Annotated in this window: 10 protein-coding genes and 1 pseudogene; 6 read left to right on the plus strand and 5 right to left on the minus strand. The window is 56.4% G+C overall.

The window, feature by feature from the left end:
- Positions 1–105 precede the first annotated feature (105 nt).
- Positions 106–1,329, minus strand: a complete 1,224-nt coding sequence (locus AB4M76_RS01510; protein WP_368440056.1) for a cytochrome c — start codon at positions 1,327–1,329, stop codon at positions 106–108.
- Positions 1,326–1,640: a GMC oxidoreductase gene (locus tag AB4M76_RS01515; RefSeq protein WP_368440057.1), complete on the minus strand. Its 315-nt coding sequence runs from the start codon at positions 1,638–1,640 to the stop codon at positions 1,326–1,328. The genes AB4M76_RS01510 and AB4M76_RS01515 overlap by 4 nt, the downstream gene beginning before the upstream one ends.
- On the opposite strand from AB4M76_RS01515, the gene AB4M76_RS01520 reads away from it, so the two are divergent.
- The gene (locus AB4M76_RS01520; protein ID WP_368440058.1) at positions 1,610–2,884 is read left to right on the plus strand and encodes a cbb3-type cytochrome c oxidase subunit I; all 1,275 of its coding nucleotides are present in this window, start codon (positions 1,610–1,612) and stop codon (positions 2,882–2,884) included. The two genes, AB4M76_RS01515 and AB4M76_RS01520, sit on opposite strands and share 31 nt — an antisense overlap.
- A 1,134-nt stretch (positions 2,885–4,018) precedes the next feature.
- Here the strand turns inward: AB4M76_RS01520 and AB4M76_RS01525 are convergent.
- Positions 4,019–4,375 (minus strand): H-NS family nucleoid-associated regulatory protein, encoded by a 357-nt coding sequence (locus tag AB4M76_RS01525; RefSeq protein WP_368440059.1) that lies wholly within the window; start codon positions 4,373–4,375, stop codon positions 4,019–4,021.
- Between the two features lie 607 nt (positions 4,376–4,982).
- Positions 4,983–5,264 (minus strand): annotated as a pseudogene (locus tag AB4M76_RS01530) (integrase core domain-containing protein); the annotation flags it as partial.
- A 137-nt stretch (positions 5,265–5,401) separates the two neighbouring features.
- Here AB4M76_RS01530 and AB4M76_RS01535 point away from each other — a divergent pair.
- The 3 genes from AB4M76_RS01535 to istB all read left to right on the plus strand — a co-directional run bounded on the left by AB4M76_RS01535 (position 5,402) and on the right by istB (position 8,860).
- Entirely contained in the window at positions 5,402–6,559 is a 1,158-nt protein-coding gene (locus tag AB4M76_RS01535) for an IS110 family transposase (RefSeq protein WP_368440060.1), read from the plus strand.
- A gap of 73 nt (positions 6,560–6,632) precedes the next feature.
- Positions 6,633–8,132, plus strand: coding sequence for an IS21 family transposase (gene istA, locus AB4M76_RS01540; protein WP_368440061.1), 1,500 nt, complete (start codon positions 6,633–6,635; stop codon positions 8,130–8,132).
- Entirely contained in the window at positions 8,129–8,860 is a 732-nt protein-coding gene (istB, locus tag AB4M76_RS01545) for an IS21-like element helper ATPase IstB (protein WP_108485421.1), read from the plus strand. The genes istA and istB overlap by 4 nt, the downstream gene beginning before the upstream one ends.
- 453 nt (positions 8,861–9,313) lie before the next feature.
- On the opposite strand, the gene AB4M76_RS01550 is transcribed toward istB, so the two are convergent.
- Positions 9,314–10,174: a LysR family transcriptional regulator gene (locus AB4M76_RS01550; protein WP_368440098.1), complete on the minus strand. Its 861-nt coding sequence runs from the start codon at positions 10,172–10,174 to the stop codon at positions 9,314–9,316.
- Positions 10,175–10,330: 156 nt separating this feature from the next.
- On the opposite strand from AB4M76_RS01550, the gene AB4M76_RS01555 reads away from it, so the two are divergent.
- Positions 10,331–11,050, plus strand: coding sequence for a putative quinol monooxygenase (locus AB4M76_RS01555; protein ID WP_368440062.1), 720 nt, complete (start codon positions 10,331–10,333; stop codon positions 11,048–11,050).
- Positions 11,051–11,314: 264 nt separating this feature from the next.
- Positions 11,315–11,968 (plus strand): GNAT family N-acetyltransferase, encoded by a 654-nt coding sequence (locus AB4M76_RS01560; RefSeq protein WP_368440063.1) that lies wholly within the window; start codon positions 11,315–11,317, stop codon positions 11,966–11,968.
- The last annotated feature ends 197 nt before the right edge of the window (positions 11,969–12,165 follow it).

A 12,165-nucleotide genomic window follows, 5' to 3' on the forward strand; every position in this document is an offset into this window, starting at 1 on the left:
AATCCACGAAGAGGGGCGTGTGCGCGCGATGCTTTGCCAAGAAGGTTTGGCCATTGACACCCTTGAGAAAAACAAGCCAAGCGTCAAACCTGAAGTAGATAACCCTTAATGTTCCTCATTAAGATATTCGCGCATCTCGGCCACGGCCTCAGCCGAAACCGGGCCGCTCCGACGGTCCCCGGTATTCCGCAAATAGGTCAGCAAGTCAGCGATCTGCGCATCGGTAAGTTTCCAAGCGAAGGGCGGCATCGCGAGCATGCTGGGAATCGTTTCGGTCGGCTGCGCCCGGGCACCGCCGAGGATGATGCGGATCGCGGTCGCGGGGTCTTTAGCGTGCAGCTTGTTCGAAGTGCTTAGCGGGGCGAAGAAATAGGGCACGCCCGACGCATCGGCGGCATGGCAGGCCGCACAATTGTCGAAGTAGAGCCCTTTGCCGGCCTCCATCCGCGCTGTTTCAGGCGCCTCTTCCGGTTCGTGTAGATCATCATCAAGGCTTTTGAGATAGGTGGCGACGGCGCGCAGGTCTTTTTCTTTGAGGAACTGGGTCGAGATCGAGACAACCTCACCCATGCGCTGCATCGGGGCGGTGTGTTTGGCGCGTCCGTATTTCAGGAATTCAAAAATGTCATCTTCGTCCCAATGGGCGATGCCGCCGTTCTCTCCGCCCCGGATATTGGGCGCAAACCAATTCTCCAACGTGCCACCGCGCAGATATTCATCGTCCTTGCTGGCGCCGAGCAGGTTCTTGCCCGTGTGGCAGCCGCCACAATGCAGCGGCCCGTCGACCAGGAACCGCCCGCGTTTCCATTCCTCGGAACGGTCTGGATCGGCCACGAACTCCTTGTCCTCGAAGAACAACAGCTTCCAGCCGCTTACCGACATGCGGATGCTGAGCGGGAACGGCAGGTTGTTTTCCTCTTCTTCCACATGCACCGGTTCGAGCGATTGCAAATAGGCAAAGATCGCGTCGGTCTGGTCGCGGGTCATCAGGGTGAAATAGGGATAGGGCATCGCCGGGTAGAGGTGGCGGCCCTCGTCGTCGATCCCCTCGTTCAACGCGTTATAGAAATCTTCGCGCGACCAGCGGCCAAGCCCGGTTTCATCGTCGGGCGTGAGGTTTGAGGAATAGATCGTGCCAAAGGGTGTCGACAGCGCCTGCCCCCCGGCGAAGGGGATGCCGTCGTTCTCCATATCCGTGTGGCAGGCCTTGCAGTCGCCGGCCTGCGTCAGATAGCGGCCACGCTCCATTTCCGAGGAGGAGAGTTCCTGGGCCTGCGCCGGCCCGACGGTTGCGCCGCAGAAGGCGGTTATCAACGCCAGCCGTCTCATGCCTGCACCAGCGGACCGGGATCGGCCATATATTGATCGATGATTGCCGCCACCGACCAATAGGCCAGCGCTGCGACGGTGCCGGTGGGGTTATAGCCCGCGTTCTGCGGAAACAGCCCCGCCCCGGCGACGAAGAGATTATGCAGATCCCAGCTTTGGCAATAGCGGTTGCAGACGCTGGTCTGTGGGTCGGTCCCCATGATCGTGCCGCCTGTGTTGTGGGTGGTCTGATAGGGCATCGAGTCGTAGGACCCCTTGCGCTCTGCAACGTTGACCTCCGATGCTGGCGGGGATCTACTACTGGCTGCCACTAGTGAGCGGGCGCAAGCGGTTGTTCCGGCTCGGCGAGCTGGCCTTCGCGCTGATTTTCGTGGGATTCCACGGCACCTTTCTGGCCATGCATTGGGTCGGCCTGCTGGGCCAGCGCCGCCGGATCGACAGCTATGACGCGGAAACCGGCTGGGGGGTGATCAACTTCATCTCTTCGGTCAGCAGTTTCGTCATGGCGATCGGGTTTGCGATGGTGCTGGTCGACATCATCATCCACGGTTTCGTCGCGGTGCGCGGCCCGCGCAACCCCTGGCGGGCCGGCACTTTGGAATGGGCCGGCATGTCCCCGCCCGCCTCCTACAACTTCGCCAGTCTGCCAAACGTGCGGGGGCGTAGCCCACTCTCTGAGACACCGGATCTCGCGAACCGACTGGCCAAGGGCGAAGGCTATCTCGGCGCGCCCGATGTGGCCCGGCGCGAGACCCTGATGGTCGATGCCGCCAGCGGCCGACCCGAGATGCTGGTGATATACCCCGGCAATACGCGTTTGCCGATGCTGATGGCGGCGGTGACGGGTGGATTCTTCCTGTCGATCTTGCTCAAGCTTTTCTGGCTCACCCCGCTGGCACTGGCCGGCGTGGCGGCATTGGCGCTGCTCTGGGTCTGGCAATTGGGCGCGCGCGCCGATCAAGGTCCGCAAAAGGTTGGGCGCGGCACGGGCTTGCCGCTGGCAAGTGAGGGCGACAGATCGCCGGGCTGGTGGGGTTCGACCTTCCTCCTGGTGGCCAATGGGACCTTCTTCGGCTCACTTCTCTTTGGCTATGCCTTCCTCTGGACCGTCGCGCCCGGCTGGCCCCCTGCCCAATGGCTCGTCCCCTCTTGGATCGAGCTTGGCTTCGGCATCGGCACAGCGCTCGTCGCCGCCTTGGCCCAGCACCTGAGCGCCCGCCGCAACCGCGCGGGCACCGCCCCTATGGTCGCTCTTGCCCCGGCATTTCTGGCAACGGTTGCCACAGCGGCGGTGTTCGGGGCCTTGCTGCTGCGCCTCCCGCCCCCGGACGGCCATGCCTATGCCGCCACGCTCCTCATCCTCGGCGCCTATGGGGTGGCCCATGCTCTGCTCGTGGGGCTAATGCAGGGCTTTCTGATCCTGCAGGTCCGGCGTGGTTTCACCTCGCCTCAGCGTCGGGCGGTTTTCGCCATTGTGGCGCTCTGGTCCGACTATCTGGCAGCGATCACGGTGCTGATCCTGCTTGCGGCGCATCTGCCGGGGATGATCGCGTGAGAGAGTTGTTGCGCATTCTCTTGCCGCTGCTGGTCTGGCTGGCCAGTTTCAGCACGATCTATGGGCTGCACGGTTTGGGCTGCGCCCTCGGCTGGGCGGAGGTCGCTTGGCTCGGCTTGTCACTATTTCGTTGGGCGCTGATGATAGCTTGGTTCGCTACTATTGTGCTGCAACTACTGCTATTGTGGGTAGTGAGAAGACAGCTTTGCAAGCGAACATCTCGTTTTTACCATCAATTAAATCTTGTATCCGCATGGTCTGCTTTGATCGCGACGGCTTGGACTTTGTTCCCGGTGACTGTGTCATCCAACTGTGTATAGAACTGATTTCGAGGGCTCGAATGCAGCTATACCTTCGAAACAACCAAAATATTCTGAGTTTCTGCAGAAGCAGATATACGTCACAACCGGGTCGAAGGCTAATTAGGAAAGAACGAAAACATCAGAAGCTATAGAAGCCCCCCATCACAAAACCGATACACTTTGTCCCCTTCGCGAAAACTTCAGGCGAAAGTAGGTCCTCGGACTGTTCCATGGATGTGGGCAACTTCGGAGAATGTAGATGTCAGGAAAAAAAGTTGATTGTATCAGACGCTACTCGAACTTGGTCAAGTTCATATGATATTTGTGTTCATATCTTTGCGAGATTCGCCGTCAATATTTTACTAATTGTTAGACTTTAGCAGTAATATATGCAATCATAGGCTACGAGCTTGAAAACGGTTGCGAGCGCGACGAGCCACAGAACTGCAACCACAGAAATAAACCTCCACGGCCATCGGGACTTCTTGCGCTGCAAGTTTCTGAGGATATGCGATTCTTCTCTAGGCATATGTGTTCCTTTCGAAGGAGTATAGCATTTGGTTGGCTCTCGTTCTAGTAGAACTGTTGGTTCAGGCTCGCATGTGCAGGAACTTGCCTAATCAACTTGTTTTGCCCGAGTTTCTGAGGTACGCGTCAGACTTGAACTTGTTTTGCATCAAGCGCGACCTCGGAGAAGGTCGTCTACTAGAAAGATATCATCGGCGGGATGAACGACGACTGCAAACCTCTTCAACCTCGTTTCCAAGACAGCGCAGTTGTCAAAATGCGCCAGGAGAACAGGCTGGCCAGACGATGTAGCCGCCCAAGATAATTACTTTTCGACCCGCATCGCATCAGGCGTCACGCCGTTCTCCACATGCGCTACGAACCAATTCGGTTTTCGTCCCCTGCCGCTCCAAGTCTGTGTCGGCATATCTGGATTAGCATAAGCTGGCCTCGCCTGCTTTCCAGCTCGCTTCGTTTTCTTCTTGGTCGAAGACGCCTTTGCGCTTGGCGTCCCTGCAATCTCACCCAAGGAGAAACCGAACTCCGCCGCCGCCTTTGCCGCGGCTTTCTTGGCTTGTCGTTGATCACGAGCCTTCGCGGCTGATAGCGCCTTTTGGACAGCCGCCTGCAGCTTTTCAAGATCCTTGCGGGACATTTCCTTTAATTCACGTTTATCTAACATGTTCTTTCACTTACAATCCCAGAGAGCGTACGTTCTTTAAATTAACGTTCAATCAATGAGACATGGTATTTGCAACCCTAAATCCACGTATCGACGCTCACCGTGAAAGATAGCCACCCAGATCGAGGCGACGGACTTGAAGATAGCTCGCTATTGAGTATGGGGCCGAACAGCAGCTGCGACGACCCACCTGGGGTATTAAAGGGAAAGAGTCGCCGCAGCCTTTCAGATCATTGGAAAACCGACCTGCTTCAATAGGACTGAGAAAGCCCAGACCTTCTGACCTGCATATATAAATAGAATCAATTGGCAAGGATGATTTGCGTGGAGATGCCATAGTCTACTTAAACTGCTTGAAGAGGCTCTTGTTGGCAACCTGGGCAGGTAGGCTGCCCTTCAATTTCTTCCTGTACCGCATGGAGAACTCTGGAACTCACCTTTTGAAGCGATTTCACTGCAGTTCTTATCTGTTTGAAATAGTACCGCCACCGAGGGACGCGTTAGCCTTAATTCCGCCTCCCCAAATCCCCTATGTGACTTCCGATGCGTGCAAACACAAATGTCCCGCTTGGACCACCACTGGACCGGCCCCCGTTTCACCGGACACCTAAGCGGTTTCGGTTTTGGCCTTGATGAACTCGCGAGGCGAGCGCCATCTTAGGCCGCTGTGGGGGTGGTTGTTGTTATAGTCCTCGATCCAGTCTCCTATCAAATTCAAAACGGTTTCGGCATTGGGTAGTGGATTGACGCGCACGTAATCGCGTTTGAGCGTCTTTACGAAGGCTTCGGACATGCCGTTGGATTGCGGGCTGGCGACTGGGGTGAAGCATGACTTCAGGCCGAGCTGGCGAGCGAAAGTGCGGGTTTCCTTTGCTGTGTAAGCGTTTCCATAACACCTTTGGAATGAAGCTGATTGAGAGGCTATGGCCGCCTGCGCAGCCTCCAGATAGCGCAGCAGGTGGTCATAGCCGGGTCTCGGGTCCCTACAGTGGTTTTGCACAAACCACACCGCAAAGGAGACCAACTATGACCAAGATTATTGTTGCACAAGATGCCCCTGTTTTGGTGGCTATCGACATCGCCAAGGCCCGGCATGAAGTTTTGATCGCTATTCCAGATAAGAAACGGCGACGTCGCTTAACAGTTTTGAACGAACGCGCCGACTTCAACCGCCTGGTCTCCGCACTTAAGGAATACGGACGCCCAGTTCGTGTAGCCTTTGAGGCGACTGGCAATTATCACCGTGCCTTGGCCTACCATCTGGCAACAGCAGGTTTTGAGGTGAAGCTGGTGTCCTCAGTAGCTTTAGCGCGCATGCGCGAAGCCCTTACCAACAGCTGGGATAAGAATGACCCAAAGGACGCGCAAGTGATCCTGCACATGATGGAGATCGGGAACGAGCAATATTACCACGACCCTCTGGTATGCGGCACAAACGACATCCAAGAGCTGTCCAAAACCCACGATATTGTCTCCAAGTCGAAGACTGAACTTTGGCACCGGGTGTTGACCCATTATCTGCCGCTGTACTTCCCTGAAGCGGATCGATTTCACCGCAGCTCACGCAGTGATTGGTTCTTTGCATTCCTTGAGCGTTATCCATCACCACATTTTATCACGGAAATGGGCAAGGAGGCGTTTACCGCTGATGCTTGGGAAGTTATTGGGCGCAAGGTCGCAAAAGAGCGTTTACTTGCAGATATTTACGAAACAGCCAAGTCCTCTGTCGGATTGCCGGTAGCCTCAGATTCTGATGCTATAAGTATGTTCCGCTTGGTTCTTGGCGAAGGGCGCAGTCTCATTGCGCAACGCAATCAAATTGAAGATCGCGCCGTCGCGCTGCTCAAAGATCTGCCTGACTATCAGTTGCTGACATCAATCCCAGGGATCGGCCCGATCAACGCCCTGACCATCCTGGCAGAAGCTGGCGACTTGCGCCGCTTTGGGCACCACCGGCAGTTCTTGAAGTTCTGCGGAATGGACCTCGCTACAATCCAGTCGGGTACATTCCGGGGCCAAACCAAATTGTCAAAATACGGGAATGCCCGCTTGCGCCGCACCCTGTGGATGGCTGGTCAGGTTGCCATTCTGCAGCGGACCAACAGCTTCCGCGATAAGTTCGAGCGCTACATCGCACAGGATGTGAATCGGCGTGCGAAATTGACCCACTTGGGTGGGTTATGAGCGTGCAAAATTGACCCACCTGCCACGTTAGCATCCGCGCTGAATAGCGCGGAGGAATGAGCAGGTGATATTGATGGAAAGTGTATCGAAGATCCGTCGTTGGATATTGGTTGAGGGTCGCAGCATCCGATCTGTGGCGCGGGCAACCGGTTTGTCGCGGAACACGGTGAAGAAGTATCTGAAGGACGACAGTCCACCGAGCTATCAACGGCAAGCGCCACCGACCCGGCATAAGCTGTGCGATGGATTTGACGCGCGGCTGCAAGAGCTTTTCGAGCAGGATCACAAGCGCCCGCGCCGGGAGCGGCGGACGGCCACGAAGCTTTACGAACAGCTCGTCTCGGAAGGGTATACTGGGTCCTATTCTCCGGTTCAGCGATTTATCCGAGACCTCAAACGTGCCGATGCTGGATCGGGAGAGGCGTTTATCCCCCTGCATTTTGCTGCCGGTGATGCGCTCCAGTTTGACTGGAGCGAAGAGCGCGTTGTTCTCGGTGGTGTCGAGCAGAAGGTAAAGGTTGCTCACTTCCGCCTGTGCCATAGTCGCAAACCTTTTATCGTAGCCTATCCCGGCGAGAGCCAAGAGATGGTGTTGGATGCTTTTGTACGGGCGCTGTCCTTCTACGGCGGGGTTCCGCGACGGGTGATCATCGACAATCCCAAAACGATGGTGACCTATGTCTCCCGCTCGAAGGACCGGGTGTTCCATCCGCGGTTCTTGGCGTTGATGAACCATTATGTGATGGAGCCGGTTGCCTGCACCCCCGCGTCGGGTTGGGAGAAAGGTCAGGTGGAGAACCAGGTCCATTTTTTACGAGGCCGATTGTTTGTTCCCATGCCAGCTTTTGATGATCTGGATGGGCTGAACAACTGGTTGCGTCTGCGCTGCGAGGAATTGGCAAGCCGCGCCCATCCTGATCAATCGTCCCGCACGATTGCGGAGGTTTTTGAAGATGAGCGCGCCGAGCTGCGCCCCCTGGGGCGGGCTTTTGATGGTTATGTGGAAAAGACGGTGCGGGTCCGTTCCACCTGCCTGGTTCAATATGCCAGCAATCGCTATAGCGTGCCTTCCCGGTTTGCAGGCCAGCATGTCTCCTTGCGCGCCTATGCGAGCCGGATCGTGCTGGTGTCAGGCCAGGACGTTATTGCCGAGCACAAGCGTCGCTTCACCCGCAACGTCAGCTACTTTGAACCTTGGCATTATGTTCCTCTACTGGATCGCAAGCCCGGGGCTCTGCGCGACGGCGCCCCTTTTGTGGACTGGCAACTGCCTGAGGCCATGCATCGGATCAGGGAGCATTACATGGCTGGCAAAGGCGGGGACCGGGAGTTCGTCGATCTGCTTCTGCTGGCCCAGGACCACGGAATCGAGGTGGTGGAGACGGCCTGCGAACTGGCAGTTGAACAAAACACGTTGCGCCTTCCTGCCATCACCAATCTGATCAACCAGTTGGTGGAGCCAATCATCACGCCGTTGAATGAGGGCAATGTCTATCCGCAGCTGACCGTGCGGCCCGAGGCCGACTGCAAGCGCTATGAGGCGCTCTGCTCGGCCGAGGAGGCTGCCGCATGAACGCTCTCATCGACCAACTCACCGCCTTGAGGCTGCATGGAATGGCAGCTTGCGCCCATGATTTGCTGTCCGCGCGCAAGCCACCAAGTCTGACCACAGCGATAAAGCAACTGATCGACGCGGAAACTGTAGAGCGGCGAGTGCGTTCCATCCAGTATCAAATGCGCATCGCGAAGTTCCCCCATCATAAGGACTTCGCCACCTTCGATTACGGCGCGGCCGCGGTGAGTAAGGCCCAGATCGAACCCTTCTGCTCGGGTCAGTTCACCGAAGAGGCGCACAACCTCATCCTGGTCGGCGGAACCGGGACAGGCAAAACTCACATCGCCATCGCGCTTGGAACCACATTGATTAACAACGGCAAGAAGGTCCGCTTCTTCAACGCGGTCGATCTGATCAATGCCCTGATCAAGGAACAGGCCGACGGCAATGCCGGGAAGATCATCCGGCAGCTGTCGGCCCTGGATTGCGTCATCATCGACGAGTTAGGCTACATCCCGTTCCCGAAATCCGGCGGCGCGTTGCTGTTCCACCTGATCAGCAAGCTCTACGAGAAAACCAGCGTCATCATCACCACCAACTTGGAGTTCGGGGAATGGGTCGCTGTCTTCGGTGATGCCAAGATGACAACTGCGCTCTTGGATCGCGTCACGCACCACTGTGCCATCATCGAAACGGGCAACACGTCATATCGCTTCGCTCAGAGCAAAAGTCGCAGAGAAAAATAGCCACGTCGCAAGCAAAGCCCCCAGACGGACTCGCTATATGAGGGCGGTCCGCCTGGGGGCTTTGTCACCCAATAGGCGGGTCAAAATTAAACGCTGAAACCGGGTCACTTTTAAACGCTCATTGACACTTTGTCTTTGCGTTGACGGCAGCAAAGTCCGCTCGGTGGACCTTCCTGCACTGTGCAGCGAAAGACGGAAAACGCCTCGCCCAGTTCCTGGGCTGAAATGTGGAAAGTCCGGGTCAATTTTACACTATTACTAATACGGTTTCCCACCACGCCGTTATGGCCGAACCAAGAAAGTGTTAAGCTGCCTTCCTCGTTACGATATCAAAGTACCTAAAGCGGCCAGCCCAGTGCGGACCTTGGTAATGACCGCAGCGAATGTCGGGAACGAGCCCAAAGTACCAGTTACTGCACTATGCGCGAATGTCGGCCATCAATGATACTACGCCTACACACGCGCAATCTCACGGATCAGATCATTTGTCTCTGGTCTCGTCGTTTGGTGCCGATAACGAAGAGCAGAAACAGTTCGCGAAATTTCAAGGCCGTCGATGAGTATCGAAACGAGGCCTCTGTCTGCTGGAATTGCCGTGCTTGGCAAAATCACCGCGCCTAATCCCTGCCGCGCGAGTTCGACTAACCAATCCACGCGATTTGACCGATAGGCCGCGTAGAGTTCGTGACCTTGGTCTGCACATGCCCCATGCAACGCATCCCGCATTTCGCAATTGGGTCGATCGAGCATGTCAGTTTCAGCGAGTGTCGAAAGAGAAATAGCGTCTCGTTCAGACAACGGGTGCGTCTTGGACACCACAACCTTGTAGGACTCGTCATAGAGATGGTCTATTCGATAGAGGTCTTCACTGACCGTCGCCGCTGTGACAACGACGTCAAATTTACCCTCTCGCAATCCGGCCAGAAGCTTGGAGGCAGAGGCCACGATCAACTCTATTTCGGCTTGCGGCAATCGTGTACGGAAGCGTTCCAGGGCGGTTGAAATCCGGTTGTGACCAATCGTTTCGCCAACACCGACCAAAATAGGAACCCGCTCTAGTCGCGTGTGGCGGACGGCTTCTGCCTTAGCTGCCTGCGTTTCGTCATGCGCTTTCTGTAGCCTTGGCTGCATGAGTTTTCCGAGTGCCGTTAACCTGCATCCCGCGCGGTCCCTGACAAACAGATCACCCCCGAGCTCGTGTTCAAGCTTCTTGATCGCGGTCGTCAAGGACGGTTGGGAAACATTTGAGGCGCTAGCGGCATGGGTGAAGTTGCGATGCTGGCAGACAGCCAAAAAATACCTGATCTGGTTCATCTCCACTGCCACAGTCTCCGTCACTTTCCGCCATGAGGTTCACCATAGCACATGTCTATCAAAGAATAGAAGTTCGGGATTGGTGCCTGAGGCATTCGGCATGGGAAAAGGGTGCATCGAAACCAAACACAACGACCCCTCAATCGGGAGGCGACCATGAAAGCACAAATTCTCAAGACACTCGCCGCTTTGGCCTTGATCACGACATCTGCATCCGCACAGGGAACCCCAATGGAAAATCACACTGCCAGCTACATCGCCATGCCCGCTGCTGAAGGCCAGACCGAAGCATTCGCCGAATTTCTGGCCGGAGCCGCCCCGATTGTCGCGGACACCGAACCAGGCACCGTGCTTTGGTTTGCCTTACAAGCCGACGATACGCTCGCGATCTTTGATATCTTCGTGGATGAAGAAGCGCGCAATGCGCATTTCTCCGGCGCTGTGGCTGCGGCTTTGAACCAAAATGCCGACGCGCTGGTCGCCGGGGGCTGGGACGATGGTGTTATCGCGAATATCAACAATTCCGATGTCCTGTCGGTGAGGGAACCGGTTGATCTCTACTCGGCCACGACAGCCACGTACATCACGCTCGAAGCAGCACCCGGCAGAGGGTCGGAATTGGCAGCCTTGCTGACCGCAGCTGGTCCCATCGTCGGAGAAACCGAACCCGGCACATTGTTCTGGGCGGCGCTGCAGATTGACGAAACATCTTTCGCAATCTTCGACATCTTCACCAACAATGCTGGCCGTGAAGCACACTTTGCCGGTCAAGTCGCCGGGCTGCTGAACGAACGGGCAGCGGAGTTGGTCGCCGGCGGGTGGGACGACGGTGTGGTCGCTAACGTCCACAACTTCGACATCCTCGCCATCAAGTAACGCGATGTGACAGGAACAAAAGGCGCCTGGTGCAACGCATCAGGCGCTTTGCCGAACGAATTTAGATTCACCATGAAGCGGTCGTTCGAGTAACTGCAGCGAATTAGCGCTTTGTCCGTCAAGCCGACCTTCACCTGCCACCTCAACGCCGGTGCCATTTCCAACAGCAATGAATGGCAGGAAGGAGTCCAAAGTGAACGGCATCTTGCAATTTACCTACAGATGGTGGCAGCGTCCGCAACAAGCAGGTAGGGAGCACACCGGATGACGGATTTGACAGATTGGGTCCCGCGCCCACGCCCTAAGCGCGTTACGCTCGAAGGACAATATGTGCGGCTCGAACCTCTTGTGTCCGCCCACGCTGACACACTGTTCATGGCAGCATCCGCCCCGGGGGTAGAAGACCGATTTCGCTGGCTCTCCGAAGAGCCACCGAGCCGCATAGAGTTCGATGCATGGCTGGAAGAGGCATCCGCGTCGATCGATCCCATGTTTTTCGCCGTGATTGACAAGGCCAGTAGCCGCGCCGAGGGGCGTCAGGCCTTGATGCGCATAGACACGAGCAATGGCGTGGTGGAGATTGGCAACATCATGTGGGGTGCAGGATTGCAGCGGACCCGAATGGCGACCGAGGCCCTGTACCTTTTTGCAGATCGCGTATTCGACCTCGGATATCGCCGGTTCGAATGGAAATGCAATGAGTTGAATGATCCATCGAAACGCGCGGCCAAGCGGTTTGGCTTCCGCCCGGAGGGGGTGTTCCGGCAGCACATGGTCGTGAAAAATGCCAATCGTGACACGGCTTGGTTCGCGATGACGGACGGGGACTGGCAGCGCATGAAGCCTATCTATGAGGATTGGCTGGCGCCCGAAAACTTCAATGATCAAGGACAGCAGTACAAGCCTCTGCGTGTCTGACTTGCGGGAAGTGTTTTCGATCAGAACCAAAGTCCGCTTTGTCCGCACACCGGACATAAACCTCCTGCCAGAAGGTGTGCGTCAAAAACGGTCGATTCCGTCTGTGACAGAAACGGCTGAGTTTTGGCACATCCTGCAGTGCGGAGAAGGTCTGGAACGAGCCCAATTTCAGCTTTCCGCGCTGAACGAAACGCCCC

This window comes from Sulfitobacter sp. PS-8MA (genome assembly GCF_040933935.1).
GTDB lineage: Bacteria > Pseudomonadota > Alphaproteobacteria > Rhodobacterales > Rhodobacteraceae > Sulfitobacter.